A 25,179-nucleotide genomic window follows, 5' to 3' on the forward strand; every position below is an offset into this window, starting at 1 on the left:
CAGGCCCCAGACGGCGGTGATGCGGAACAGGAAGAACAGGCGTCTGAACATGGTGGCGTGGAAGCTGGGAAGATGGTTGTGAGGATAGCCATGCCCGTGCAGGGCGGAAGTGGCGTGCGACGGAAGGGGCGCGTGGATCGACGAAGCCCGCCTCGGCGGGCGTAAACTGCGACCCAGAGGGCCCTGCATGGATCACGCTGCGGCAAACAATCCGGCCGGGGTTGCGTCGCCCGTCCGATGGGAAGAACAGGACGCGATCGCCCGCAGCGGGGTCTTGAACCGCATCCTCGTGCGCATTTCCCGCGAAGCGCTGCAGGGCGACAGCGTGGACGCCTTGATGCAGGGGATCTGCGACTGCCTGGTGGCGGAGCTGCCGGTCGCCATCGCCAGCGTGATCCTGCTCGACGAGCCGGGCGCGCATTTCATCCACGAGGTCTATGCGGGCGAGCTCACCCTCTCGCCATTGCCGTCGGAAGGCGTGTGGCCGGTGTCGCGTGGCTGTGCAGGCCGTTGCGCGCGCACTGGCCTTGCCCAGTTGATCACCGATGTCGATCAAGATCCGGACTACGTGGCCGGCAATGCCGATGTGCGCAGCGAATACCTGATCCCGATTTGCCATCGCCAGCGCATGCATGGGGTACTCAATCTTGAGTCCACGCAGGCCGATTTCTTCGACGCGGACGTCTGCCGAGTGTTCGATGCGGTCGCCGATCTGGTGGCCGGGGCGATCCATTTCGCGCGCATGGCGGACGCGTTGCAGGCGGCCAACGGCAAGCTGGAACAGCTGTCGATGATCGACGGATTGACCGGGATCGCCAATCGTCGCCAATACGACATGGCATTGGCGAAGTGGTGGTCGAGCTTGGCGGAGGCCGGAAGGCCGCTGGCCCTGTTGATGGTCGATGTCGATGCCTTCAAGGCCTTGAACGACACCTGCGGGCATTTGTATGGCGACGACTGTCTGCGCGAGTTGGCGCGCGTCTGCGAGCAGCACGCCGGGAGCACGGGATTGGCGGCACGTTTTGGTGGCGAGGAATTGGTGCTGCTGCTGCCGGATTTGGCAATACCGGAGGCGGTCCACGCGGCCGAGGCATTGCGTGCCTGTGTCGAAGCGATGGCGTTGCGGCACCCGGCGTCGCCGGTCGGGCCACACCTCACCGTCAGCGTCGGCGTGGCCAGCACGATCCCGATGCCAACCGATGCACCCGAGCAACTGCTGGCGGCGGCGGATCGTGCGCTGTATGCCGCCAAGGCGGACGGCCGCAATCGGGTTTGCCACGCGCCTTGAGCACGCGCCGCCGTTCCCTGACCAGCGCAATGCAGATGCGGGATTCGGGCGTAGACTGACTGCAGGGGTGGACAATGGGAAGTCAGGACAGGCACGCGGCAGCGACGGGAATTGACCCGCGGTTCGCGGATGCACGGGCAGGCTCTGCGTGGCGGGAAAGCCTGACGCGCGTATTGGTGCGGATCGCGCGCGAAGCTCTGCAGGGCGCGGAGTTGGACACGATCCTGAAGGGCATTTGCGATTGTCTGGTCGCGGAGTTGCCAGTGCCGATCGCCAGCATCAACCTGCTGGACGATCCGCCCACCCGCTTTCTGCGCTACGTCCAGTCGGGGGAATTGACCCTGGACGCTTCGCCCATCGCCGATGGCTGGCCGATCAGCCGCGGCATCTCCGGGCGCTGCGTGCGCCTCGGCGTGCCGCAACTGGTCAACAACGTCCACCTCGATCCCGACTACATCATGGGCAATGCGGCAGTGAACAGCGAATACCTGGTGCCGATCCGTCACGGGACGCGCATGCACGGGGTGTTGAACATCGAGAGCCGGCACGCCGATTTCTTCGATGCCGAGGCCTGCATGGTGTTCGATGCCGTCGCCGATTTGATCGCCGGGGCCATTCACTTCGCGCGGATGACGGAGGAACTCCAGCAGGTGAATTGCAAGCTGGAGACGTTGTCGATGCGGGATGGCCTGACCGGGATCGCCAATCGGCGGCATTTCGACGTGGAGTTGCGCAGGCAGTGGATGCGCATGGCCGTCGAGCACCAACCCTTGGCCTTGCTGATGGTCGATGCCGATGCCTTCAAGGCGCTGAACGACTCCCGTGGTCATATCTATGGCGATGCGTGCCTGCGCGAGTTGGCGCGCGCCTGCGAGCGCCTGGCCGGTGGCGACGGGATGGCGGCAAGGTTCGGCGGCGAGGAGCTGGCAGTGCTGCTGCCGCGACGGACGCTGCCGGAGGCCATCGAAATCGCGGAAACCTTGCGTCACGTGGTCGAGGCGAGGGCATTGCCGCATCCGGCATCACCGGTGGCCGCTTGCGTCACCGTCAGCGTCGGGGTGGCGGTGTTGCAGCCCAAGGCCAAGGATCAGCCGGAGCACCTGATCGCACAGGCAGACCGCGCCCTGTATGCGGCCAAGCAGCAAGGCCGCAACCGGGTGTGCCACGGGTCGTCCGGCGATTGACTGACTGCATGTGGACGTTGCAACGATGCCGTCGCAATCCCGCGCAACCAGAGGAATCTAGCGTGCGGAGACGCTCTCCGGGAATTCCCTTTGCAACCAGCTGTCGATCATGCGCTTTTCGTAACGCAGCGGATCACTGTCGTTGACCGAGCCTGCATGCAGCAGGAAGGCTGGATCGGTGATCCTGCGCTCGCCTTCCGCAACCACCGTGCCACTGGCATCGAGTTCGCGGAATTGAACGACCATCATCGGCGGATAGTTTTCACGGATCACACGGATATCCTGGCCTGCGGGGCTGGCCCACGGTTCGTAGCGTCCGGCCCGCTGGATGTCGAGGATGGTCAATTCGAGGCGGTTGCCGGGTGTCAGGCGCTTGGCCGCCTGCTTGCGCATGTAGCTGGCCAGCTGGACCAGCCAGTCACCGCGCGTCGAAGCGCTGCGGTTGCTGCTGGTCCTGATGTCGCCAAACCGTGACGGATCGGACCAAGCGACGTTGACGGGTCCGGACGCCGGCAATGCACGCGGTGCGTTTGCCGCCAGCATGTCACCGCCGGTTGCACTTGCCGTGCCGGTCGCGAGGGCCAAGGCGAAGAAGAGGGAGGCCAGGCGAGGGGACATCGGCGTGCTCCGTTCGGGACTGGCCCCAGTCTGCTGCAAGTCCAAGCGCTGCTGGCTGAACGCAGCGAGGTTCAGTCAGCTGCGGTTTCGGTTTCCGTTGGCGTGTCCTTGAACCAGGCCTCGACCTTGCCGCGTACCTTGAGGGTCATCGGCATGCCGTGGCGGTCCAATGAGCGCCCCGCCTGCACCCGAATCCAACCTTCGCTGATGCAATATTCCTCGACATTGGTGCGTTCACTGCCGTTGAAGCGGATGCCGATGCCGCGCTCCAGCAGGGCTTCGTCGTGGAACTTGCTGCGCGGATCGTTGGACAGGCGGTCGGGCGGGGTGTCGTGGGTGGCGTCGGACATGGGGCGTGGCCATGGTTTGGAGCCGTACAGCATACCTGTTGGGTGGCATCTCGCCGAGCAACGCGATTTTGGTTGTTACGCGTACGGCGAACGTGGGTCAGTCAGTTGGATGCGGTGAATTCGTGCGCATCGCTACACTGCGCGACATGCGTACCGCGACTCGCGACAACCCTCTCGATGCACTGCTGCATCCATTCATGGATGGCCTCCTGCGCTGGCCGCAGGACGGCGCGGCGTTGTTCCTGCGCGGGCGGGATGGCACAGGCCTGCGTGCGCTCCGTCATCGGGAAGGCGAATGCACCCAACCGTTTCGCCCGGAAGCCATGCATCTGGAACGTGCCGGCTTCGCCTTGCTCGATGAGGATGCGCTGCCGGAAGCGGGCTTCAAGCTGGTGCTGGTGCTGCCACCACGCCAGCGCGAGGAGGCGCGCGCGTTGCTGGCCAAGGCCTGCAGGGCCGTTGCTCCGGGCGGAGTCGTCGTTGCCGCGGTCGCCAATGACGAAGGCGCCAAGTCACGCGAGGACGATCTGAAGCACTTGGCCGGTGGCGTGGCCACGCTCAGCAAGTACCACAGCCGGGTGTTCTGGACGGCGCCGGGTGCGCCGTTCGATACGGAACTGGTCGCCCGCTGGTCGCGGCTGGATGCACCGCGCTGGATCGAAGCGACCGATGTGCCCGGCGGCGGCTTCCACAGTCGCCCCGGCGTGTTCGCCTGGGATCGGGTCGACGCCGCCTCGCGCATGCTGGCGGAGGTGCTGCCGGGCGATCTGCGCGGACGGATCGCGGATCTTGGCGCGGGTTGGGGCTACCTGTCGCTGCAGGTGTTGGCGCGCTGTCCGCAGCTGGCTTCGCTGGATGTGTTCGAGGCCGATGCGCGGGCGCTTTCGCTGGCGCGGATGAATCTTCAAGGTGCCCGCGTGCCGGTGGGTTTCCACTGGCACGACGTGGTCGTCGGCGTGGACAGTCAGTTCGATGCCATCGTCTGCAACCCACCGTTCCATGCACTTGGGCGTGGGGATCGGCCGGATATCGGCCGTGCCTTCATCGCGACGGCGTCCGCTGCGTTGAAGCCGGGTGGCAGCGTGTGGCTGGTGGCCAATCGCCATCTCCCCTACGAGGAGGCGCTGGGCAGTGCATTCGCCTCGGTGCTCACGGTGGTGCAACAGGGCGGCTTCAAGATCGTGCACGCGGTGAAGGCGTGAAGCTGGTCAAGCACATCGCGGGCCTCGGCTACGGCAGCCGCAAGGACGTGCAGTGGATGTTCCGCGAGGGCCGGATCACCGATGCCGATGGCGAGGTGCTCTACGCAGACGACCCACTCGATCACGACAGCATCCGCATCGACGGGGAGCCGCTGGATCCACCGCCGGGACTGCTGCTGATGCTGCACAAGCCGGTCGGATTCACCTGTTCGACCAAGGATCCGGGACGAGTGGTGTTCGACCTGTTTCCGCCGCGTTATCGCCACCGTGATCCGGCGCTGTCGACGGTCGGTCGCCTCGATCGCGACACCTCCGGCCTGCTGTTGCTGACCGACGATGGCCAGCTGTTGCACCGGATCATCGCGCCGAAGTCGAAGTTGCCGAAGGTCTATCTGGCGTCGCTGGCCGATGACCTGCGCGGCGATGCGGCAGCGATCTTTGCCAGCGGCACCCTGATGCTCGATGGTGAGAAGACGCCATTGCTGCCGGCCGAGCTGGAGGTGCTGGGTACACGTCGTGCCCGCCTGACGCTGCACGAAGGCCGCTATCACCAGGTGCGACGGATGTTCGCGGCGGTCGGCAACCACGTCGCGGGATTGCACCGTGAACGGATCGGCGGATTGTTGCTGGATGATCTGCCGGCCGGGAAATGGGTCGCGTTGGACGAAGCGGCCCGCACCCGACTGTTCGCGCCGGACGCGACGGCCTAATCCCGGAAATTGTCGAACTGCAAGGGCAGTTCGAAGTCCTTGCCGCGCAGCAAGGCCATCGCCGCCTGCAGGTCGTCGCGCTTCTTGCCGGTCACCCGCAGCTTGTCGCCATTGATCTGCGAATCGACTTTCAGCTTGGCGTCCTTGATCGTGGCCTGGATCTTCTTCGCCAGTTCGCGTTCGATGCCCTGCTTCACCGTCACTTTCTGGCGTGCGCCGGCAAGGTTGGTTTCGATATCGCCAAAGTCCAGGCAGCGCACGTCGATCTTCCGTGCGATCAGGCGTGCGCGCAGGATGTCGGTCATCTGCTGCAGCTGGAAATCGCTGGGTGCGGATTGGGTGATGACGTTGTCCTCGCGCACGAATTTTGCGTCGACGCCCTTGAAGTCGAAGCGCGTGGTCAGCTCGCGGCTGGCTTGGTCGACCGCATTGGTGAGCTCGTGGGTGTCCACTTCGGAAATGATGTCGAACGAAGGCATGGCGCGGCGCAGGAAGGGCTGAGAAGGCGCTCAGGATACCTGCGCACCGATCGCCGTGCAGGCGTTGGCCGTCGGCGGCATCGAGTCCGGCGCGTGGCCGGACCCGATGCAAGCAGCGCGATTACCTGCCGGAACGACGCGGCGCCAGGGTACCGGCGGCGCGAGCGCCACGCAGGGCAGTGACGACCCCTTGCGGGCAGACATTCTGGTAGATGCAGGCAATCCATTCCGGGTGGTCGATGAACGGATTGCGGTTGCCTTGGAAGGTCTGCACCGCCTCGTTGCGCATCCGCTCGTAGTCGTCCACAGGATCTTCCTGGCTCCACTGCAGCAGCACCGACAGCAGGCCCATGTAGGCGACCGAGGCGTTGCCATTGGTGTTGACGATCAACGAGGCGTTGTCGGTCAATCGCAGATCGGGCTCGGCGTAGCCGGTGCTGGCGTTGGTGCCGCCTTCATAGCGGATGTCCATGTACAAGATGGCCCGCGCCACGTTGCCCTTCATTCCCCTCCAGGTCTGCCAGATCGAGTTGTTGGTCCAGTTGGAGTTGCCCGGGAACACGCCACTGCCGCCGCCACGGCCATTGTGGGCCGCGGTCGGATATTCGGTGCAACTGGCGTTGCAATTTCCGTACGGCTTGTTGCTGCGTGCACTGTTGTAGCTGATGTCGGAGGCCATCAGCATGTGCAGGTCGGTGTAGGCGAAATTGCTGGGACCGTCGACCGAGAAGCCCAGCGAGTTCGGCCAGGTGTGCTCGCGGTTGTAGAAATTGTTGCCGCCACCCGCCTTCAAGTAAGGGGTGTTCTTGTAGATGTCGAGGACCTTGCCGGAATCGAGCGGGTCTTCGTCGACGAAGTCGAGGACATCCCAGGTATCGGTGGTGCTCGCCGAGTACGGGATCTTGGTGCTCACTTGGATGATGGCATGGAGGCTGGCCCGCAGCGTCGCGGCGCTGGAGGTGTTGACGCCGTTGTAATACGTGCCGCCACCACCGCTTCCGCCGCCACCGCCACCACCACCGCCACCGGAAGGTGCGGTGAAGCTGCCGGTCAGGCTGGTGCCGGAGAACGCAGCATAGGCGCGCAGCATGACGTAGTACGTGCCGGCTTGTGCCGTCGCGATGGTGCAGCTTTCGTTGTTGCCGGACAGGTAAGGGCGGCAGTCGTAGCTGGTGGTGGTCGGCGCGCTGCCGAAGCGAACGTACATGTCGGCGTCGCCGCTGCCGCCATTGCTGGTGAACTTCAGGTTGGTGGCGCCGGCCGGCACAACCAATGTGTAGGTCAGCGACTTGCCCGTGGCTGCGGACAGGCCGGTGACGGCAACGCCGTTCTGCAGGACAGTGCCGCCGCCACCACCGCCACCACCGCTGCCTCCGCCACTGGGCGTCTGTCCGGTGTTGCAGGCGCCGAACGAACTGGCGCGGGAGGCCTGCCAGGTGAAGTCGGCGTAATGGCTGCCGCTGCCTGCCAACTGCAGCGAGGTGCCGGAGGCGGTGGAGGATGTTTCGGATTGCGGGATCGCGGTGCTGGCGTGTCCGCTGGCCGGGCCATTGGTTGCGGTGAATGTGCCTTCGTAACTCAGGAACTGGACCAGGGTGCCGCTGGCATTGACCAGGGCGACGCCGTCAGGCGCGCCGTTCTGGATGCCGGTCGCTGCCACGGTGATGGTGCCGTAACCATTGCACTGGTTGGCGACGGTGCCGGACAGCGGCAAGGTGGCGTAGCTCTTGCCGTCGGTGCCGTTGTAGAGCACGACGCTCCAGCCCGCGAGGCTGGTGCCGGCCGGGGCCATCACTTCGACCTTTTCGGAAGTGTCAGTGTTGACGTTGTCGTAATGGAGTTCATTGATGAAGACATCGGCCTGCGCTGGGGCGGCAGCAAGCAATCCCAACGCAGCGGAAAGGGTGAAAAAGGCACAGCGCATGACGCAACCTCGTGGCGGGTTGATTGGAAGGGGTGGCATCGTGCCGAGGGGGAGAGAGGGCAGGCCGGGAATGGATCATCCCCTGATCGACCGGACTGCCCCGTAATTGTGACAGAGTTTGCAAAACCGCATGTTGCACTGCCGCATCCTGGATCCCATGTCCCCGCCCGATCTCGTGCCCGTTCCCGTTCGATCACAGCCGACCCGCGCCATCTGGCTGATGCTGGCGGCCGTGGGGATGTTCGCGCTGATGGATACCGGGCTGAAGCTGCTGTCCGCGCATTACCCGCCGTTCCAGGTGGCGGCGCTGCGCGGCCTGTCCTCGTTGCCCTTGGTGCTGGCCTGGGCCTTGTGGACCGTCGGTTGGCGGCCGCTGCTGCGCGTGCGCTGGAGCCTGCACCTGCTGCGCGGGGCGCTGGGCATCGCGATGATGGCCAGCTTTGTCTACGCGCTGAAACGCCTGCCGCTGTCCACCGCGTATTCGATCTTCTTCGTGGCACCGCTGCTGATCACCGCGCTGTCGGTGCCGTTCCTTGGCGAGCAGGTTGGCCCTCGGCGCTGGAGCGCGATTGGTGTTGGCCTGATCGGTGTGCTGATCGTGCTGCGGCCGAGTGGCGCCGGGATGGTGTCCATGCCCGGCCTTGCGGTCTTGCTGGCAGCGGCGGCGTATGCGGTATCGGCGATCACGGTGCGTGTGCTCGTCCGCACCGATACCAATCAGGCGATGGTGGTGTGGTTGTTGTTCCTGATGGCGCTGGGCGCCGGCGCACTGGCGGTGCCGGATTGGGTGCCGCTGCGGGCGGATGACCTGTGGATCGTGGCCGCGGTCGGCGTGGTCGGGACGCTCGGCCAATATGCCATCACCGAAGCATTCCGCCTGGGCGAAGCCTCATTGATCGCGCCCTTGGAGTATTCCGCCTTGGTCTGGGGCGTCGCACTCGACCTGGCCTTGTGGGGCGTGTTGCCCGATGCGGTGACGTGGCTGGGCGCGGGCGTCATCATCGCCAGCGGCTTGTACCTGTTGCACCGTGAGCGGATCCATCTGGCGGCCGAACATCCCTGATTTTTACCGGGGATAGAACGGGGGGCTTCGTTGGATTGAAGCGGGGTAGTGTTCGAAAAATCGCGCAAAATATTTTAATACCCGGATTAAATAGTGAAATTGCTTCGCCGCGATTTGTGGCGCGCGCCGGGATGTGCTCTAGTGACGGTTTCCACCCTCGCGGAGTTGCGGCCATGGCCGAGCTGAAGGAAGCGCGCGTCCCCGATATCGGCGGTCATGGTGATGTGCCGGTGATCGAATTGCTGGTCAAACCCGGCGATGTCGTCAGCAAGGATCAGGGCCTGGTGACCCTCGAATCCGACAAGGCGACGATGGAAGTGCCGTCGCCGTTCGCCGGTGTGATCAAGGAACTCAAGGTCAAACTCGGCGATGCCGTCTCAGAAGGCGGGCTGGTGGCGATCATCGAGGCAAGCGACGGCGCCTCGGTGCCCGCAGCCGCGGAAACTGCGCCCGCACCCGCAACCGCGCCATCGGTTCCCGCCGCGCCCGCGCCTGCAGCAGCGGCACCTGCGCCTGTGGCGCCTGCGATGATCGAAAGCGGCGCACCCGTGCCGGCGCGTGCGCCGGTGGCCGAACCGGGCCAGCCCGGCATCCCGCCGATGCGTTTCGAGGCCGATGCGGTGCTGCCGGCCAAGGTGCCGTATGCCAGCCCTGCGGTGCGCTTGTTCGCACGTGAGCTGGGTGTGGATTTGTTGCAGGTGACCGGCAGCGAGCGCGGCGGCCGCATCAGCAAGCTCGATGTGCAGAATTTCGTCAAAACGGCGCTTGCCGGCGGGGTCTCGGCGCCGGCGGCAACCGGTGCTGGCAATGGGCTGAACCTGCTGCCCTGGCCGAAGGTGGATTTTGCCAAGTTCGGCGCGGTGGACAGCAAGCCGCTGTCGCGGATCCAGAAGATTTCCGGCGCGAACCTCGCGCGCAACTGGGCGATGATCCCGCACGTCACCCAGTTCGACGAAGCCGATATCACCGCGCTGGAAGAGCTGCGCGTGGCCTTCAATGCCGAAAACGCCAAGGCGATCGCCGCCGGCAAGACCGGCAAGCTGACCATGCTCGCCTTCCTGATCAAGGTCTGCGTGGTTGCGCTGCAGAAATTCCCGACCTTCAACGCCTCGCTGGATGGCGACAATCTGGTGTTGAAGCAGTACTTCCACATTGGTTTTGCCGCCGACACGCCGAACGGCCTGGTGGTGCCGGTGTTGCGCGATGCCGACCGCAAGGGCGTGGCGCAGATCGCCATTGAAATGAGCGAGCTGGCCGCGCTGGCGCGTGATGGCAAGCTGAAGCCCGAGCAGATGCAGGGCGGCTGCTTCACCATCTCCTCGCTGGGCGGGATCGGTGGCACCAAGTTCACCCCGATCATCAATGCGCCGGAAGTGGCGATCCTTGGCGTGTCCAAGTCCGAGATCAAGCCGGTATGGGATGGCAAGGCGTTCCAGCCCAGGCTCATGCTGCCGCTGTCGCTGTCGTATGACCATCGCGTGATTGATGGCGCTGCGGCGGCGCGCTTCACCACCTATCTGGGACAACTGCTGGCCGACCTGCGTCGGGCCATGCTGTAAGGAGAAGGCGCATGGCAGAGATCGAAAGCAAGGTGCCGGATATCGGTGGTCACGGCGACGTGCCGGTGATCGAGTTGCTGGTTGCGGTCGGCGATACGGTGAAGAAAGATCAGGGCTTGGTGACGCTGGAATCGGACAAGGCGACGATGGAAGTGCCGGCGGCCGCCGACGGCGTGATCAAGGCGCTGAAGGTGAGGCTGGGCGATAGCGTGTCGGAAGGCGCGGTGATCGCGGTGATTGATGCTGTGCTCCCCTCTCCCCCCGGGAGAGGGGCCGGGGGTGAGGGTACGACCAGCGCTCAGCCTGCAATGCCTGTCCAGCCCTCACCCGCTGCTGCGCAGCGACCTCTCCCGCTGGGAGAGGTAAAAGCCTCACCACAGGCTGCCGCCTCCTCGGGGCGTGCAGCCGATATCGAATGCGGCATGGTGGTGATCGGCGCCGGTCCTGGCGGCTATACCGCTGCGTTCCGTAGCGCGGATCTCGGCCTCGATACCGTGCTCGTCGAGCGCTACGCCACCCTCGGTGGTGTCTGCCTCAACGTCGGCTGCATCCCGTCCAAGGCGCTGTTGCATGCCGCCGATGTGATCGAGCAGGCCAGTCACGCCAGTGACTATGGCGTGGATTTCGGCAAGCCCACGATCAGTATCGATAAATTGCGCGGCTACAAGGACAACGTGGTTGGTCAGCTCACCAAGGGCCTGGCCGGGATGGCCAAGCAGCGCAAGGTGCGCACGGTGCAGGGCGTGGCGAAATTCGTTTCGGCCAACGAGCTGGAAATCACCGCGGCCGACGGCAAGGTGCAGCTGCTGCGTTTCGCCCACTGCATCATCGCGGCGGGCAGCCAGCCGGTGAAGCTGCCGGCGTTCCCGTGGGATGACCCGCGCATCATGGATTCCACCGATGCGCTGAATCTGGCCGAGGTACCGAAGAAGCTGCTGGTGGTCGGCGGCGGCATCATCGGGCTGGAAATGGCCACGGTGTACCGCGCACTGGGCGCCGAGGTGACCGTGGTCGAGTTCATGCCGCAGCTGATGCCGGGTGCGGACGCCGACTTGGTCAAGCCACTGGCGGATCGTCTGAAGAAGCAGGGCGTGGCCGTGCATCTGAAGACCAAGGTGGTGGATGCCAAGGCGCAGAAGAACGGGATCGCGGTCAGCTTCGAAGGCGAATCCATCCCCGAAGGCAAGCTGTATGACCGCGTGCTGGTCTCGGTGGGGCGTAGCGCCAATGGCGGCAAGCTGGATGCGGACAAGGCCGGCGTTGCTGTCACTGAGCGCGGGCTGATCCCGGTGGACGCGCAGATGCGCACCAATGTGCCGCACATCTTCGCGATTGGTGATCTGGTCGGCCAACCGATGCTGGCACACAAGGCCACCCACGAAGGCAAGCTGGCGGCGGAAGTGGCGGCCGGCGCGAAGAAGGGATGGGTGGCGCGCGTGATCCCGTCGGTGGCCTATACCGACCCGGAAATCGCCTGGGTCGGCGTGACGGAAACCGAGGCCAAGGCCAAGGGCTTGAAGGTGGGCGTCGGCAAGTTCCCGTGGGCGGCGTCAGGGCGTGCCATTGGGTTGGCGCGGACCGAAGGCTTCACCAAGTTGATTTTCGATGAAGACAGTCATCGCGTCATTGGTGGCGGGATTGTCGGTGTGCATGCCGGCGAGCTGATTTCGGAGGTCGCGCTGGCGATTGAAATGGGCTGCGAAGTCCATGACATCGGCAGCACCATCCACCCGCACCCGACCCTGGGCGAATCGGTGGGGATGGCGGCCGAGGTCTATGACGGCTCGATCACCGATCTGTATATCCCGAAGAAGCGTTGACCACGAAAAAGCCCCGGCGTGATGAGGGCCGGGGCTGGGAAGCCGCCGCGGAGTGACGAGGAAGGCGGGCAACCAGCAGGTCTGACCGCGTGGGCGGGAAAAGGTTCCGTACGAGTCATTTGGGCATGTTTCCAAGGATGCCGGGCGCATTTGGCCGACAAACTCCAGCGAACTGGTGCTCTTCTTGCGTCAATTGCTGCGTTTTCAGGAAAATTTCGGCGATCCACTGCGCGCATGTGGCGTGTTTCGCGATCCTGCAAGGGCGTCGCTCGGCGGTTGCCGTTGCGCGCATTCACCTGTTACAATTCTCGGGCTAGGTGACCGGTTTTTCAGGCGGCCTGCGCCAGGCCCTCCCTGGGCGGCGGCTAACGAGACGGACAGACGCGTGCACGATCCCATCGCCATCGGGCGACGCGGCGCGATGCGCGCGGTCGCTGTCTCCAGCATTGCAGCGACGATCGTGGCGCTCGTGGTGTTGGTGCTCGTGGGGCCGAGGTTTGGTGGGGCGGTCATCGCGGGGGCCGTGGCCATGCAGGCCGGGAATCTGGCGGCGATCCTGGTGGCGCTGCGCGGTGGATTCCTGCCTGCGCGTGCGGCCTTTGCCCGACTGGTGCTGGGCACCTTCGGCAAGTGGTTGTTGGTCAGTGCGGTACTGGCGGTGGCGCTGGCGGTGTTGAAATTGCCCGCGTTGCCGGTGTTGGCGGGGCTGCTGGTCACGGCGTTGGCGTACCTGCTGGCACTGGGCTTGTGGAACGGACGATTGCAGGACAAGGGCACGAGGCGGCTGTGTTGAACGCGACCGGAATCTTCAGCGTGATGGAACCTGCGGGCGGCGGCCCGACCGAATACATCAATCACCACCTGCACTTCTGGCAGGTCAAGGTGGGCGATAGCGCGTTCATGACCTTGAACGTGGACACGCTGATCTTCACCTTCGTGCTGTCGGCGCTGTTCTTCCTCTCGTTCTGGCTGGCGGCGCGCAAGGTCACCTCCGGCGTGCCGGGCAAGTTCCAGGCCTTCGTCGAGACCATCGTCGAATTCGTCGACGGGCTGGTGAAGGAAACCTTCCACGGGCGCAGCAAGTTGATCGCGCCGCTGTCGATCACGATTTTCTGCCTCGTGTTCCTGATGAACTTCATGGACATGGTGCCGGTCGATTTCCTGCCCTGGGCCTGGGCCAGCGGCCATGAGATCGCCGGCCACGATCCCGCTCACGCCTACTTGCGCGTGGTGCCCACTGCCGACCTCAACACCACCTTCGGCCTGTCGCTGTCGGTGTTCCTGCTGATCCAAGTGTTCGGTATCGGTCACAAGGGTGTCGGCGGGTTCACCAAGGAAATCTTCACCGCGCCGTTCGGTCCGTGGCTTGCGCCGGTCAACATGCTGCTGCGTGTGATCGAGGAGGGCGTGCGCCCGCTCAGCCTGTCGCTGCGACTGTTCGGCAACATGTATGCCGGCGAATTGATCTTCATCCTGATTGCGCTGATGACCCTGAATTCGTCACTCGCGCACTTCGCGACTTGGCCGATGGGTCTGATGCAGTTGGTCGCCGGCTTTGCATGGACCACGTTCCACATCCTGATCATCGTGCTGCAAGCCTTCATCTTCATGATGTTGACCATCGTCTACCTGAGCATGTCGGCCGAAAGCCACTGATCCGCACCACCGCGTTTTTCCTTCCATCCGTTCAACGAAACGATCCAACCGGAGCACCACCATGGACCACGCAACCCTCGTCGCCGAAGTTCTCAAGTTCACCGTCATCGCCGCTGGCCTGCTGATTGGCTTGGGTGCGCTCGGCACCGCCATTGGCTTCGCCATCCTCGGCGGCAAGTTCCTGGAAGGCGCGGCCCGCCAGCCGGAGTTGACCCCGATGCTGCAGGTGAAGATGTTCATCGTCGCCGGCCTGCTCGACGCCGTGCCGATGATCGGCGTGGCCATTGCGTTGCTGCTGCTGTTTGCCAACCCGCTGCTGGACAAGCTGGCCGTCTGATCCGCCGCCAGGCGTCACGATTCGGTTTAGGCAATTCCCGGCGGCATGGTGCCGCCGGAAGCAGGAGCAACCCATGCTACCCAACCTCACCCTCGTCATTCAGGGTCTCGCGTTCTTCGCGGTCACCTTGCTGGTGATGAAGTTCATCTGGCCGCCGATCATCGCGGCGATGGAAGAACGCCAGCAGAAGATCGCCGAAGGCCTGGCTGCGGCAGACAACGCGCGCAAGGATCTGGCGCAGGCACAGGACAAGGCCGGTGAAGAGCTCAAGGCCGCCCGCGTCAAGGCCAACGAGATCATCGAACAGGCCAACGCGCGCGCCGGCCAGTTGATCGAAGCCGCCAAGCTCGAAGCCATCGCCGAAGGCAACCGCCAGAAGGCGCAGGCCGAGGCCGAGATCGAAGCGACCGCGAACCGTGCCCGCGAAGACCTGCGCAAGCAGGTGTCGGCGCTGGCCGTGTCCGGCGCCGAGAAGCTGCTTCGTCGCGAGATCAACGCTGCCGACCATCGTGCGCTGATCGACGAGCTGGCCACCCAGCTCTGAGGACCCGCCCATGACCCAGGCCACCCTCGCCCGTCCCTACGCCCGCGCCGCCTTCGCGGTGGCGAGCGAACAGTCCGCGCTGTCGGCATGGTCCGATGCGCTGGCGTTCGCCGCACGCATCGCGGCCGACCCGCAAGTCGCCGCGCTGCTGGGAGACCCGAGGCTGACCGCGGAGGCCGCCGTGACCCTGTTGTCGCCCGACGCGGCGGCGCAGGACTTCGACGGCTTCCTGCGGTTGTTGTTCGACAACCACCGCCTGCCGCTGCTGCCGGAGATCACCGGTCTGTACGATGCCCTCCGCTTCGAGGCGGAACATATCGTCAAGGCCACGATCACCGCGGCCGAAGCCTTGCCTGCATCCGAAATCGAGACCCTCAAGGCGGCTCTGCGCCGTCGTTTCGGTCGCGAGGTCGAGGTCGACACCGCCGTTGATCCTGGCTTGATCGGCGGCGTGCTGATCGACGCGGGTGATGTCGTGATCGACGGTTCACTGCGCGGCAAGCTGGAACGGCTGCAAGCGGCATTGGCGAATTGAGTTTGTTTGGCGGGCCCCGGCCCGCCGCGTCTGCATCGAATTGAAATGACGGCGGGTCGAGACCCGCCCTACAGGAAACCAAGATGGCCACCACCACGCTCAACCCGTCCGAAATCAGCGAACTGATCAAGGCCCGCATCGAGAAGGTCAAGCTCGCCGCCGAAGCGCGCAACGAAGGCACCGTGACCTCGGTGTCCGACGGCATCGTGCGCATCCACGGCCTCGCCGACGTGATGCAGGGCGAAATGATCGAGCTGCCCGGCAACACCTTCGCGCTGGCGCTGAACCTGGAGCGCGATTCGGTGGGCGCCGTGGTGCTCGGCGACTACGAACACTTGCGCGAAGGCGCCACCGCCAAGACCACCGGGCAGATCCTGTCGGTGCCGACCGGCCCGGAACTGCTGGGTCGCGTGGTCAATGCGCTGGGTGAAGCCATCGACGGCAAGGGCCCGATCGACGCCAAGACCAGCTCGCCGGTGGAAACCATCGCGCCGGGCGTGATCTGGCGCAAGTCGGTGTCGCAGCCGGTGCAGACCGGCTACAAGTCGGTCGACAGCATGATCCCGATCGGCCGTGGCCAGCGCGAGCTGATCATCGGCGACCGCCAGACCGGCAAGACCGCGCTGGCAGTGGACGCGATCATCAACCAGAAGGGTTCAGGCATCCGCTGCATCTACGTGGCGATCGGCCAGAAGAACTCGACGATTGCCAACATCGTGCGCAAGCTCGAGCAGTACGGCGCGATGGAATACACCACCGTGGTCGCCGCTTCGGCGTCCGAATCGGCGGCGATGCAGTACCTCAGCGCCTACTCCGGTTGCGCGATGGGCGAGTACTTCCGCGACCGCGGCGAAGACGCGCTGATCATCTACGACGACCTGTCCAAGCAGGCCGTGGCCTACCGCCAGATCTCGCTGCTGCTGCGCCGCCCGCCGGGCCGCGAAGCCTATCCGGGTGACGTGTTCTATCTGCACAGCCGCCTGCTGGAGCGCGCCGCGCGCGTGTCCGAGGACTATGTCGAGAAGTTCACCAATGGCGCCGTCACGGGCAAGACCGGCTCGCTGACCGCGCTGCCGATCATCGAAACGCAGGCCGGCGACGTCTCGGCGTTCGTGCCGACGAACGTCATTTCCATTACCGACGGCCAGATCTTCCTCGAGACCGACCTGTTCAACGCCGGTATTCGTCCCGCCGTGAACGCCGGTATCTCGGTGTCGCGCGTGGGTGGTGCGGCGCAGACCAAGATCATGAAGAAGCTGTCCGGCGGCATTCGTATTGCGCTGGCGCAGTACCGCGAGCTGGCGGCGTTCGCGCAGTTCGCCTCCGACCTCGACGATGCCACCCGCAAGCAGCTGGAGCGCGGCCAGCGCGTGACCGAGCTGATGAAGCAGAAGCAGTACGCGCCGATGTCGGTGGCGCAGCAGGCGCTGTCGATCTATGCCGTGGACAAGGGCTACATGGACGATGTGCCGGTGGCCAAGATCCTCGCGTTCGAAGCCGGCCTGCAGGCCCACTTCGCCAATACCGCAGGCAGCCTGATGAATGACGTGGCCAGCAGCGGCAACTGGAACGACGACATCGAGGCGGCGTTCAAGAAGGGCATCGAAGAGTACAAGGCAACCGGTAGCTGGTAGCAGCTTTCGTCACTCCCGCGGAAGCGGGAGTCCATGGACGTTGGCTTCAGGCCACTGGATTCCCGCTTTCGCGGGAATGACGAGCAAAGAGGAAAGACATGGCAGGCGGACGCGAAATCAAAACCAAGATCAAGAGCGTGCAGAACACCCGCAAGGTGACGCGCGCGCTCGAAATGGTCTCGGCTTCCAAGATCCGCAAGGCGCAGGACCGCATGCGGCAGTCGCGGCCGTACGCGCACGCGATGAAGCAGTTGATCGGACACATGGCGCAAGCCAATTCCGAGTACCGCCATCCGTACCTGGTCGAGCGGGAGACCGTCAAGCGCGTCGGCTACATCGTGATCTCGTCGGACCGCGGCCTCGCCGGTGGGCTCAACAACAACATGTTCCGCAAGCTGCTGGTCGAGTTCCGCGCGCTGCAGGAGCAGGGCGTCGAAGTCTCGGTGGTCACCATCGGCCAGAAGGCCTCGGCTTTCTTCCGCCAGCTCAAGGTGGCGATGCTGGCCTCGATCACCCATATCGGCGACACCCCGAAGGTCGAGCAGCTGGTTGGCGGCATCAAGGTCATGCTGGATGCCTACACCGCGGGTGACCTGGATCGGGTGTTCATCGCCTACAACGACTTCGTCAACACGATGACCCAGAAGGCGACCTTTGACCAGCTGTTGCCGCTGCCCGCGGCTGAGCAGCAGGCGGGGCGCCACGACTGGGACTACCTGTACGAGCCGGATGCCGAGACCGTGCTCGACCATGTGCTGACGCGCTACATCGAGTCGCTGGTGTACCAGGCGGTGATGGAAAACGTCGCCTCCGAACACGCCGCACGCATGGTCGCCATGAAGGCCGCATCGGATAACGCAACCAAACTGATCGACACCCTGAACCTGGTCTACAACAAGGCCCGCCAGGCGGCGATCACGCACGAAATTTCGGAAATCGTCGGCGGTGCTGCGGCGGTTTGATGGAAAAGGGGCGTTGCTGCGCAACGGCGCCTCGGTCGTGAGATGAGGTTGGCTACCTTGCGCGCTGTTCCATCAGGTCATTCATCGAAACCCAGGGAGGAAACACCATGAACAAGTTGCTGATCGCCGTGGCGCTGTGCGCCGCACTGACCGCCTGCAAGAAAGAAGAGGCTGCCCCGGCTGCCGATGCGGCTGCCCCCGCTGCCGAAACCGCTGCGCCTGCTGCCGACGCCCCGGCCGCACCTGCTGCCGAGACTGCTGCCGCTCCTGCTGCCTCGAGCCTGCCGAAGGAGTGCGAAGACTACATCGCGCGGGCCCAGGCCTGCTTCGACAAGTCGTCGAACAATGCGGCCTCGGCTGCGCTCAAGCAGGCGTTCGAGGACACCCGCGCCCAGTGGGCAGCCAGTCCGTACAAGGACACCCTTGGCGTCGGTTGCAAGGCCGCCAATGATGCCTTCGCGCAGACCGCTGCGATGCTGAAGTGCGAGTGATTGCGTGACCCGGTTGCCCGCCGCAAGGCGGGCAACCCCGCGGAACATTCGGGAAAGCCGCGTGGTTTTCCCGAGGGTTCCCTCCCGTAACAAACCGAATCCACCACGTTTTCATTTGAGTGAGCAGTGACATGAACGCCACCACCCAGCAGGGCAAAGTCGTCCAGATCATCGGCGCGGTCGTCGACGTCGAATTCCCGCGCGAGAGCGTGCCAAAGGTGTACGACGCGCTGAAGGTGCAGAACACCGACATCACCCTGGAAGTGCAGCAGCAGCTGGGCGACGGCGTGGTGCGCTGCATCGCGCTGGGATCCACCGACGGGCTGAAGCGCGGCCTCGTCGCCGACAACACCGGCCGCGCGATCTCGGTGCCGGTCGGCATCGGCACGCTGGGCCGGATCATGGACGTGCTCGGCAACCCGATCGACGAGGCCGGTCCGGTTGCCTCCGACACCACCTGGGAAATCCACCGCTCGGCCCCGAGCTATGAAGACCAAGCCAGCACCACCGAGCTGCTGGAAACCGGGATCAAGGTGATCGACCTGATGTGCCCGTTTGCCAAGGGCGGCAAGGTTGGCCTGTTCGGCGGCGCCGGCGTCGGCAAGACCGTCAACATGATGGAACTGATCAACAACATCGCCACCGAACACAGCGGTTTGTCGGTGTTCGCCGGTGTGGGCGAGCGCACCCGCGAAGGCAACGACTTCTACCATGAGATGCAGGAGTCGGGCGTCGTCAACGTGCAGGAGCACGCCAAGTCCAAGGTGGCGATGGTCTACGGCCAGATGAACGAGCCGCCGGGCAACCGCCTGCGCGTGGCGCTGACCGGCCTGACCATGGCCGAGTATTTCCGCGACGAAGGCCGCGACGTGCTGCTGTTCGTCGACAACATCTACCGCTACACCCTGGCCGGTACCGAAGTGTCGGCGCTGCTGGGCCGCATGCCGTCGGCGGTGGGCTACCAGCCGACCCTGGCCGAGGAAATGGGCGTGCTGCAGGAGCGCATCACCTCGACCAAGACCGGCTCGATCACCTCGATCCAGGCCGTGTACGTGCCCGCGGACGACCTCACCGACCCGTCGCCGGCCACCACCTTCGCCCACTTGGACGCGACCGTGGTGCTGTCGCGCAACATCGCCTCGCTGGGCATCTACCCGGCGGTGGATCCACTGGACTCGACCAGCCGCCAGCTCGACCCGAACGTGATCGGCAACGAGCACTACGACACCGCCCGCCGCGTGCAGTCCACCTTGCAGAAGTACAAGGAACTGAAGGACATCATCGCCATCCTCGGCATGGACGAACTGTCCGAAGAGGACAAGCTGGCGGTGGCCCGCGCGCGCAAGATCGAGCGCTTCTTCAGCCAGCCGTTCACGGTGGCCGAAGTGTTCACCGGCTCGCCGGGCAAGTACGTGCCGCTGAAGGACACCATCCGCGGCTTCAAGGGCATTGTCGACGGCGACTACGACCACCTGCCGGAGCAGGCGTTCTACATGGTCGGCTCGATCGACGAGGCGGTCGAGAAGGCCAAGAAGCTGGCTGCGTAAGGAACCGTCATGGCATCCACCATCCGTTGCGACATCGTCAGCGCCGAGGCCGAGATCTTCCACGGTGAGGCCGAATTGGTCGTGGCCACCGGCGAAATGGGTGAGTTGGGCATTGCGCCCAAGCACGCACCGCTGATCACCCGGCTGAAGCCCGGCAAGATCGTGGTGCACCAGCCGGGCGGGGAAATCGTCGATATCGCCATCTCCGGTGGCATCCTCGAAGTTCAGCCGACCATGGTGACGGTGCTGGCGGATACCGCCGTGCGCGCCCAGGACATCGATGAGGCCGCGGTGCGCGCCGCCAAGGAAGAAGCCGAGCGTATCCTCGCCCGTCGCGGCGAGGCGATGGAAATCGCCGAAGCACAGCAGCGCTTGGCCGAAGTCACCGCGCAGTTGCAGGCGCTGGAGCGCCTGCGCAAGAACCTCAAGCACTGAGGTTGGACTCGCTGTGCCTGGCATCTCGCCAGACCAGCCAAGCCTGATCCGAATCGAAACGCCGGCGCAAGCCGGCGTTTTCGTTGGGAGCAACCGCAGCGGCCATGCAGTCGCCTGAATCGTTTCCTCGAGCAACGGTCCTTCCCCATCGTCCGCTAGACGTCATTCGTCGTTCAGGTGCCGTATCTGTCCCGATGCGATGATTCGGTTCACCCAGCCGCCGGATGCACGCCATGCCTCGCCTTGCCCGCAGTCTTGCCGCTTCCCTGCTCCTCGCCACGATGCTGTCGTTGACTGCGTGCGCGACCGGTCCCTTGGTGCGCACCGACGCCGACCCGACGGCCAACTTCGCCCAGTATCGCACTTGGGGTTTCTACCGCCCGATCGCGATGGAACAGTCCGGGTATTCCTCTTGGGTTTCCGAGCGGATCAAGGAGGACGTGCGCCGGGAAATGGAAGCACGCGGCTACCGCTATGCACAGGAAGGTGCCAGCCTGCTGGTGAACTTCCATGCCGACGTGCAGGATCGGACCAGCGTCTGGTCGGTGCCACGCACCGATGTCCAATGGGTCTACAGCTACCGGGCAAGGACCTATGTCGCGGTGCCGTTCTGGTACGACGAGACCATGGCCAACACCTATCGCGAGGCGGTCCTGACCGTGGATCTGGTCGATGCCGCACAAAACCGGATGGTCTGGACCGGTTCGGCCAGCGCACCGGAAGCACGCCAACGTACCCCGGAGCAGAAACTGGCGAGTATCGATGCTGCGGTAGGCGGGATTTTTGCGAGGTATCCGCACCGCGCTGCGCAATAGTCAACCGGCCATGGGAAGAAGCTTTGCGGGCGGGCCGGGGCGCGAATGGCGTTGGCACGCCCTCGCCAAGCGGCATCCGTCGGCATTCCTGCTGGCCGCGCAACTGTTGAGCCTGTTGGTGTTTCCATTGATGGGGGATGGCAGCGGCGGGCGCCTGCTGCTGGGAGCCGTTGCGCTGGTGGTGGTGCCGCTGGCGCTGTGGGTGGTGATGCGCAGTCCGCTGATGAACTGGATTGGCTGGCTGTTGGCGATCCCGGCCATGACCTTGACCGTCCTGGGGGTTTGGGCCGGCTACGAATCATTGCTGCCCTTTGCTGCCGTCATGGAATCGGCGTTGTATCTCTATGCTGCAGGCGGCCTGATCGTCTACATGCTGCGTGACCAGAAGGTGACGACCGATGAATTGTTCGCTGCCGGCGCCACCTTCACTCTGCTGGCGTGGGGCTTCGCCTATGCGTACCTTGCATGCCAAGCGTGGCATCCGGGCAGCTTCACCGGGATCGAGCCCGGGCGGCAACGGTACTGGCTGGAACTGCTGTTCTACAGTTTCAGCAACCTGTCGGCGACGGGGCTTGGCGATACCCTGCCGTTGAACGCGCCGGCCAAGGTGCTGACCATGCTGGAGCAGTTCGCCGGCGTGGGATATCTCGCGACCGTGGTCTCGCGACTGATCGGATTGACGGTGATCGCCGGCAACCGTCGGGGGTGATGCGGCATTGGAATTTCGCCTGGGATGCCGGCGGTTCTGGGTGCAGTGAATGCCAGGCTCAGAAGTTCGGCTTGTCGGTGCTGCTGTTGTAGCGCGCAACTGCCTCGACGATGAGTTTCTTTGCTTCGATGGCGCCGCCCCAGCCGTCCAGCTTCACCCATTTGCCATCCTCGAGATCCTTGTAGTGCTCGAAGAAGTGGCCGATCCGCTGCAGCCAGTGCTTGCTGACATGCTCGATGTCGGCGATGTGGGCGTAGCCGGAGAACACCTTGTTCACCGGTACCACCAGCAGCTTTTCATCGCTGCCGGCTTCATCGCTCATGCGCAGCACGCCGACCGGGCGGCAACGGATCACCGAGCCAGGCACCAGCGGCAAGGGCAGGATCACCAGCGCGTCGGCCGGATCCCCGTCGCCGCAGAGGGTGTGCGGGATATAGCCATAGTTGCAGGGATAACGCATCGGCGTGGACAGCACGCGGTCGACGAAAATCGCCCCGGACTCCTTGTCGACCTCGTACTTGACCGGATCGGCGTCCTTCTGGATTTCGATGATGACGTTGATTTCTTCCGGCAGATCACGGCCGCTCGGGACGAGGTCTAGGCCCATGGCAACGTACTCGACAAGAGTGGAGGAATGCAGCGCCTGCGGCGTGCGTGGGAGCGCGATTCTACCGAAGTGGCCGCAAGCGTGCCGAATGGATGGCCGAATGGCACGATCCCGCGGACAATGGCGGCACCGGTTCCACGGGATGGAGAGCAGGAATGGAAGGACAGTTGCGGATCGCGATGGCGCAATTCGACTTCCCGGTCGGCGACGTGGCAGGCAATGCCGCGAGGATCGCGGGGATGATCGCATTCGCGCGCGACGAATACGGCGCCGACATCGTGCTGTTCCCGGAACTTGCGCTGTCCGGTTATCCGCCGGAAGACCTGCTGTATCGCCCGGCGTTCCTGCATGAGTGCGAAACGGCCATGGCCAGCGTGGCGAAGGCGGCGGTCGGCATCGTCGCCGTCGTCGGCTGGCCGCAGTCCGCCGGCAGCGTGGTCTTCAACGCCGCCAGCGTGCTGCGCGGCGGGGCCATCGAATCCACCTACCGCAAGCGCGAATTGCCCAATTACGCCGTGTTCGACGAGCGCAGGTATTTCGACGTCGATCCCGATCGCGAGGATTGTGTGTTCGAGGTGAACGGCACCCAGGTCGGCGTCGTGGTCTGCGAGGACCTGTGGTTCCCAGAGCCGATCGCATCCACCGTGGCCAAGGGCGCGCAACTGGTGCTGGTGCCGAATGCATCCCCGTTCGAACGCGACAAGCACGCCCAGCGCGATGCCCTGCTGGCGCAACGCGCGGGTGAAACCGGGGCGGCAATCGCCTATCTCAACATCGTCGGTGGCCAGGACGCGCTGGTGTTCGATGGCGCCTCGGTGGTCGTCGATGGCGATGGCGCGGTGCACCCAGCGGCCGTGGCTTTCGAAGCGCAGTGGCTGGTGGTCGAGTTCGACCGTGACACACGCAGGTTCGCATCCCTGCAATGGACCGTGGATGGCGATGAGAGCCGCGACGCACTGGCGTGGCGTGCGGTGGTGCGCGGCACCCGCGACTATTGCCGCAAGAACGGCTTCGAAAAGGCCTGGCTGGGACTGTCCGGGGGCATTGATTCGGCGGTCGTGCTGGCAATCGCCGCCGACGCATTGGGGCCGGGGAACGTCACCGCGGTGCGGATGCCTTCGCGCCATACTGCAGACCTGTCCAATGACCTGGCGCGGGAACAGTGCGATGCAATGGGGGTGGAGCTGGTCACCCTATCGATCGAAAAGCCGTACCTGGGATTCCTCGAAACGCTGTCGGCTTCCTTCATCGGGACATCGGTCGACACCACCGAGGAAAACCTGCAATCACGCACCCGCGGCGCACTGCTGATGGCGCTGTCGAACAAGTTCGGTGGTCTGCTGCTGACCACCGGCAACAAGAGCGAATACGCGGTGGGCTACGCGACGATCTATGGCGACATGTGCGGCGGCTATGCGCCGATCAAGGACCTGTACAAGACCGAGGTCTACGAATTGGCACGCTGGCGCAATACGGTCGGTGACCGCGTTATTCCCGAGGCGGTGATCGCACGGCCGCCCACCGCCGAACTGCGCGAGAACCAGTTGGACCAGGATTCGTTGCCGCCCTACGACGTTCTCGACACCATCCTGAAGCGTTTCATCGACCACGAGCAGTCACCGGCGGACATCATTGCCGCCGGGTTCGATCCCGTCGTCGTCGATAAGGTCGTGCGGCTGGTGCGGATCAGCGAGTGGAAGCGCCATCAGGCCGCGCCGGGGCCGAAGGTCAGCCGACGCGCGTTCGGACGCGAGCGGCGTTATCCGATCACCAGTGGTTATCCCGGCTGACGGGAAGGCACTGGCATGTGCGGGGACGGGAAGGTGTTCGTTCGGGTCAGCGCGAATCGGAATTGAAGGGGTTCAGTCGCCGCAGGGTGCTGGGCGGCGGCGGCCAATCGCCGTTGGTCAGCCAAGGGTGCTGGGGGTCGTTCTGTAGCAGGATCCGGCGGGCATCCGCGGCCAGCGTCGTATTGCCAAGCTTGGTATAGGCCGCGCCCAACAAGGCCACGGCGTCATTCTGGTATTCGCTCTGCGGGTAGGTTTCCAGCAGGTACTTGGCGCGGTCGGCGGCCGAGACCCAGGCGCCCCGGCGCAGGTAATACATGCCGATGTTCAATTCGTAGCGGGCGAACTCGTTGCGCAGGAACACCATCCGCTGGCGAGCGTCACCCGCATAGCGGCTGTTGGGATAGCGGGTGGCGACCGTGTTGAAGTCGGCGTAGGCCTGCAGCGGGGCGTCGAGGTCGCGGGTGCTGGTGTCCAGGTTGAAGGCCGTGGCCAGCAGCACCGTGTTGCGCGCCATGTTCGAAAGGCCGCGCAGGTAGTAGAAGTAGGCGATGTTGCGGTGGGTCGGATAGGTGCGGATGAATCGGTCGATCGTGGAAACCGCGTCCTCGTGCTTTCCGGACTTGTACTGGGCGTAGGCCTGCTCCATCAGCGCCTGCTCGGTGAACGGGCCGTAAGGGTATTGGGCGACGAGACGTCCGAAGATCTCGCTGGCCGAGCTCCACTTTTCCCTCGTCATGGCGTCGTGGGCGCGGTCGTAGAGTTCCCCGACAGGCACGCCTTCGTTCTTGTTCTCGTCCTTGAACATGCTCTTGATTCCGGAGCAGCCGGTGATGGCGAGGACCAAGGCAAGCACGAGGGCTGGGCGCAGCAGGGCGGAACGAGGCATCATGGGCATAAAGCGGGCGCCGGTGGCGTGAACC

General features: G+C 64.6%; 27 protein-coding genes. 20 read left to right on the forward strand and 7 right to left on the reverse strand.

Annotated features, from left to right (window positions below; all coding sequences use genetic code 11):
- A partial coding sequence (locus IT472_RS06630; RefSeq protein ID WP_297180174.1) for a hypothetical protein occupies positions 1–189 on the reverse strand: 189 nt, incomplete at its 3' end.
- Between the two features lie 85 nt (positions 190–274).
- Between IT472_RS06630 and IT472_RS06635 the strand changes: the two genes are divergently transcribed.
- A complete protein-coding gene (locus IT472_RS06635; RefSeq protein WP_297180177.1) occupies positions 275–1,288 on the forward strand; it encodes a diguanylate cyclase in 1,014 nt (337 codons plus the stop codon).
- A 74-nt stretch (positions 1,289–1,362) separates the two neighbouring features.
- A complete protein-coding gene (locus tag IT472_RS06640; RefSeq protein ID WP_297180181.1) occupies positions 1,363–2,472 on the forward strand; it encodes a diguanylate cyclase in 1,110 nt (369 codons plus the stop codon).
- A 57-nt stretch (positions 2,473–2,529) separates the two neighbouring features.
- Here the strand turns inward: IT472_RS06640 and IT472_RS06645 are convergent, their stop codons facing one another.
- Together IT472_RS06645 and IT472_RS06650 are read right to left on the reverse strand one after the other, a co-directional pair.
- Positions 2,530–3,090 carry a DUF3016 domain-containing protein gene (locus IT472_RS06645; protein ID WP_297180184.1) on the reverse strand — a complete coding sequence of 187 codons (561 nt, stop codon included), beginning with the start codon at positions 3,088–3,090 and terminating at the stop codon, positions 2,530–2,532.
- Positions 3,091–3,161: 71 nt separating this feature from the next.
- Positions 3,162–3,440 carry a DUF3297 family protein gene (locus IT472_RS06650; RefSeq protein ID WP_297180188.1) on the reverse strand — a complete coding sequence of 93 codons (279 nt, stop codon included), beginning with the start codon at positions 3,438–3,440 and terminating at the stop codon, positions 3,162–3,164.
- 146 nt (positions 3,441–3,586) lie between these two features.
- On the opposite strand from IT472_RS06650, the gene IT472_RS06655 reads away from it, so the two are divergent.
- Positions 3,587–4,642 carry a class I SAM-dependent methyltransferase gene (locus tag IT472_RS06655; protein WP_297180191.1) on the forward strand — a complete coding sequence of 352 codons (1,056 nt, stop codon included), beginning with the start codon at positions 3,587–3,589 and terminating at the stop codon, positions 4,640–4,642.
- The gene (locus IT472_RS06660; protein ID WP_297180194.1) at positions 4,639–5,352 is read left to right on the forward strand and encodes a 16S rRNA pseudouridine(516) synthase; all 714 of its coding nucleotides are present in this window, start codon (positions 4,639–4,641) and stop codon (positions 5,350–5,352) included. Before IT472_RS06655 ends, IT472_RS06660 begins: the two co-directional genes overlap by 4 nt.
- Here the strand turns inward: IT472_RS06660 and IT472_RS06665 are convergent.
- Together IT472_RS06665 and IT472_RS06670 are read right to left on the reverse strand one after the other, a co-directional pair.
- The gene (locus tag IT472_RS06665) at positions 5,349–5,831 is read right to left on the reverse strand and encodes a YajQ family cyclic di-GMP-binding protein (protein ID WP_297180196.1); all 483 of its coding nucleotides are present in this window, start codon (positions 5,829–5,831) and stop codon (positions 5,349–5,351) included. The genes IT472_RS06660 and IT472_RS06665 overlap by 4 nt on opposite strands.
- 121 nt (positions 5,832–5,952) lie before the next feature.
- Positions 5,953–7,755 carry an endonuclease gene (locus tag IT472_RS06670; protein WP_297180199.1) on the reverse strand — a complete coding sequence of 601 codons (1,803 nt, stop codon included), beginning with the start codon at positions 7,753–7,755 and terminating at the stop codon, positions 5,953–5,955.
- A 157-nt stretch (positions 7,756–7,912) separates the two neighbouring features.
- Between IT472_RS06670 and IT472_RS06675 the strand changes: the two genes are divergently transcribed.
- The 15 genes from IT472_RS06675 to IT472_RS06745 all read left to right on the forward strand — a co-directional run bounded on the left by IT472_RS06675 (position 7,913) and on the right by IT472_RS06745 (position 21,862).
- Positions 7,913–8,818 (forward strand): DMT family transporter, encoded by a 906-nt coding sequence (locus IT472_RS06675; protein ID WP_343231814.1) that lies wholly within the window; start codon positions 7,913–7,915, stop codon positions 8,816–8,818.
- A gap of 173 nt (positions 8,819–8,991) precedes the next feature.
- On the forward strand, positions 8,992–10,377 hold the full coding sequence (locus tag IT472_RS06680) for a dihydrolipoyllysine-residue acetyltransferase (RefSeq protein WP_297180202.1): 1,386 nt from the start codon (positions 8,992–8,994) through the stop codon (positions 10,375–10,377).
- A gap of 11 nt (positions 10,378–10,388) precedes the next feature.
- Entirely contained in the window at positions 10,389–12,197 is a 1,809-nt protein-coding gene (gene lpdA / locus IT472_RS06685) for a dihydrolipoyl dehydrogenase (RefSeq protein WP_297180205.1), read from the forward strand.
- A 385-nt stretch (positions 12,198–12,582) separates the two neighbouring features.
- Positions 12,583–12,990, forward strand: a complete 408-nt coding sequence (locus tag IT472_RS06690; protein ID WP_297180208.1) for a hypothetical protein — start codon at positions 12,583–12,585, stop codon at positions 12,988–12,990.
- A complete protein-coding gene (gene atpB, locus IT472_RS06695) occupies positions 12,987–13,853 on the forward strand; it encodes a F0F1 ATP synthase subunit A (RefSeq protein WP_343231815.1) in 867 nt (288 codons plus the stop codon). Before IT472_RS06690 ends, atpB begins: the two co-directional genes overlap by 4 nt.
- 61 nt (positions 13,854–13,914) lie before the next feature.
- Positions 13,915–14,190: a F0F1 ATP synthase subunit C gene (atpE, locus tag IT472_RS06700; protein ID WP_297180211.1), complete on the forward strand. Its 276-nt coding sequence runs from the start codon at positions 13,915–13,917 to the stop codon at positions 14,188–14,190.
- Between the two features lie 73 nt (positions 14,191–14,263).
- The gene (locus tag IT472_RS06705) at positions 14,264–14,734 is read left to right on the forward strand and encodes a F0F1 ATP synthase subunit B (protein WP_297180213.1); all 471 of its coding nucleotides are present in this window, start codon (positions 14,264–14,266) and stop codon (positions 14,732–14,734) included.
- 10 nt (positions 14,735–14,744) lie between these two features.
- Positions 14,745–15,269, forward strand: a complete 525-nt coding sequence (locus IT472_RS06710; RefSeq protein ID WP_297180215.1) for a F0F1 ATP synthase subunit delta — start codon at positions 14,745–14,747, stop codon at positions 15,267–15,269.
- An 83-nt stretch (positions 15,270–15,352) separates the two neighbouring features.
- Complete coding sequence (gene atpA / locus IT472_RS06715) at positions 15,353–16,903, forward strand: F0F1 ATP synthase subunit alpha (protein WP_297180217.1); 1,551 nt, start codon at positions 15,353–15,355, stop codon at positions 16,901–16,903.
- Between the two features lie 98 nt (positions 16,904–17,001).
- A complete protein-coding gene (atpG, locus tag IT472_RS06720; protein ID WP_297180219.1) occupies positions 17,002–17,865 on the forward strand; it encodes a F0F1 ATP synthase subunit gamma in 864 nt (287 codons plus the stop codon).
- Between the two features lie 107 nt (positions 17,866–17,972).
- Positions 17,973–18,356, forward strand: coding sequence for a hypothetical protein (locus IT472_RS06725; protein ID WP_297180220.1), 384 nt, complete (start codon positions 17,973–17,975; stop codon positions 18,354–18,356).
- A 131-nt stretch (positions 18,357–18,487) separates the two neighbouring features.
- Positions 18,488–19,903, forward strand: a complete 1,416-nt coding sequence (gene atpD, locus IT472_RS06730) for a F0F1 ATP synthase subunit beta (RefSeq protein ID WP_297180222.1) — start codon at positions 18,488–18,490, stop codon at positions 19,901–19,903.
- 9 nt (positions 19,904–19,912) lie between these two features.
- Positions 19,913–20,338 carry a F0F1 ATP synthase subunit epsilon gene (locus IT472_RS06735; protein WP_297180224.1) on the forward strand — a complete coding sequence of 142 codons (426 nt, stop codon included), beginning with the start codon at positions 19,913–19,915 and terminating at the stop codon, positions 20,336–20,338.
- A gap of 233 nt (positions 20,339–20,571) precedes the next feature.
- Complete coding sequence (locus IT472_RS06740; protein WP_297180226.1) at positions 20,572–21,153, forward strand: DUF4136 domain-containing protein; 582 nt, start codon at positions 20,572–20,574, stop codon at positions 21,151–21,153.
- Positions 21,154–21,163: 10 nt separating this feature from the next.
- Positions 21,164–21,862 (forward strand): ion channel, encoded by a 699-nt coding sequence (locus tag IT472_RS06745; protein ID WP_297180227.1) that lies wholly within the window; start codon positions 21,164–21,166, stop codon positions 21,860–21,862.
- A 58-nt stretch (positions 21,863–21,920) separates the two neighbouring features.
- Here IT472_RS06745 and ppa read toward each other — a convergent pair whose 3' ends face one another.
- Positions 21,921–22,469, reverse strand: a complete 549-nt coding sequence (gene ppa, locus IT472_RS06750) for an inorganic diphosphatase (protein WP_297180230.1) — start codon at positions 22,467–22,469, stop codon at positions 21,921–21,923.
- Positions 22,470–22,624: 155 nt separating this feature from the next.
- Here ppa and IT472_RS06755 point away from each other — a divergent pair, with 155 nt between their 5' ends.
- Positions 22,625–24,259 (forward strand): NAD+ synthase, encoded by a 1,635-nt coding sequence (locus IT472_RS06755; protein WP_297180231.1) that lies wholly within the window; start codon positions 22,625–22,627, stop codon positions 24,257–24,259.
- Between the two features lie 46 nt (positions 24,260–24,305).
- On the opposite strand, the gene IT472_RS06760 is transcribed toward IT472_RS06755, so the two are convergent.
- A complete protein-coding gene (locus tag IT472_RS06760; protein ID WP_297180233.1) occupies positions 24,306–25,148 on the reverse strand; it encodes an outer membrane protein assembly factor BamD in 843 nt (280 codons plus the stop codon).
- Positions 25,149–25,179 lie beyond the last annotated feature (31 nt).

The sequence above is a fragment of the Thermomonas sp. genome (assembly GCF_020850895.1).
Taxonomy (GTDB): Bacteria; Pseudomonadota; Gammaproteobacteria; order Xanthomonadales; family Xanthomonadaceae; genus Thermomonas.

Excerpts from the sequence above, each read along its gene's own strand:
- IT472_RS06705 (WP_297180213.1), top strand. The coding sequence starts at position 14,264 with ATGCTACCCAACCTCACCCTCGTCATTCAGGGTCTCGCGTTCTTCGCG.
- IT472_RS06735 (WP_297180224.1), top strand. The coding sequence starts at position 19,913 with ATGGCATCCACCATCCGTTGCGACATCGTCAGCGCCGAGGCCGAGATC.
- atpG (WP_297180219.1), top strand. The coding sequence starts at position 17,002 with ATGGCAGGCGGACGCGAAATCAAAACCAAGATCAAGAGCGTGCAGAAC.
- lpdA (WP_297180205.1), top strand. The coding sequence starts at position 10,389 with ATGGCAGAGATCGAAAGCAAGGTGCCGGATATCGGTGGTCACGGCGAC.
- IT472_RS06655 (WP_297180191.1), top strand. The coding sequence starts at position 3,587 with ATGCGTACCGCGACTCGCGACAACCCTCTCGATGCACTGCTGCATCCA.
- IT472_RS06650 (WP_297180188.1), bottom strand. The coding sequence starts at position 3,440 with ATGTCCGACGCCACCCACGACACCCCGCCCGACCGCCTGTCCAACGAT.
- atpE (WP_297180211.1), top strand. The coding sequence starts at position 13,915 with ATGGACCACGCAACCCTCGTCGCCGAAGTTCTCAAGTTCACCGTCATC.
- IT472_RS06760 (WP_297180233.1), bottom strand. The coding sequence starts at position 25,148 with ATGATGCCTCGTTCCGCCCTGCTGCGCCCAGCCCTCGTGCTTGCCTTG.
- IT472_RS06680 (WP_297180202.1), top strand. The coding sequence starts at position 8,992 with ATGGCCGAGCTGAAGGAAGCGCGCGTCCCCGATATCGGCGGTCATGGT.
- IT472_RS06645 (WP_297180184.1), bottom strand. The coding sequence starts at position 3,090 with ATGTCCCCTCGCCTGGCCTCCCTCTTCTTCGCCTTGGCCCTCGCGACC.
- IT472_RS06670 (WP_297180199.1), bottom strand. The coding sequence starts at position 7,755 with ATGCGCTGTGCCTTTTTCACCCTTTCCGCTGCGTTGGGATTGCTTGCT.
- IT472_RS06745 (WP_297180227.1), top strand. The coding sequence starts at position 21,164 with ATGGGAAGAAGCTTTGCGGGCGGGCCGGGGCGCGAATGGCGTTGGCAC.
- IT472_RS06755 (WP_297180231.1), top strand. The coding sequence starts at position 22,625 with ATGGAAGGACAGTTGCGGATCGCGATGGCGCAATTCGACTTCCCGGTC.
- IT472_RS06675 (WP_343231814.1), top strand. The coding sequence starts at position 7,913 with ATGTCCCCGCCCGATCTCGTGCCCGTTCCCGTTCGATCACAGCCGACC.
- IT472_RS06640 (WP_297180181.1), top strand. The coding sequence starts at position 1,363 with ATGGGAAGTCAGGACAGGCACGCGGCAGCGACGGGAATTGACCCGCGG.
- IT472_RS06740 (WP_297180226.1), top strand. The coding sequence starts at position 20,572 with ATGCCTCGCCTTGCCCGCAGTCTTGCCGCTTCCCTGCTCCTCGCCACG.
- IT472_RS06710 (WP_297180215.1), top strand. The coding sequence starts at position 14,745 with ATGACCCAGGCCACCCTCGCCCGTCCCTACGCCCGCGCCGCCTTCGCG.
- IT472_RS06665 (WP_297180196.1), bottom strand. The coding sequence starts at position 5,831 with ATGCCTTCGTTCGACATCATTTCCGAAGTGGACACCCACGAGCTCACC.
- IT472_RS06725 (WP_297180220.1), top strand. The coding sequence starts at position 17,973 with ATGAACAAGTTGCTGATCGCCGTGGCGCTGTGCGCCGCACTGACCGCC.
- atpA (WP_297180217.1), top strand. The coding sequence starts at position 15,353 with ATGGCCACCACCACGCTCAACCCGTCCGAAATCAGCGAACTGATCAAG.
- atpD (WP_297180222.1), top strand. The coding sequence starts at position 18,488 with ATGAACGCCACCACCCAGCAGGGCAAAGTCGTCCAGATCATCGGCGCG.
- ppa (WP_297180230.1), bottom strand. The coding sequence starts at position 22,469 with ATGGGCCTAGACCTCGTCCCGAGCGGCCGTGATCTGCCGGAAGAAATC.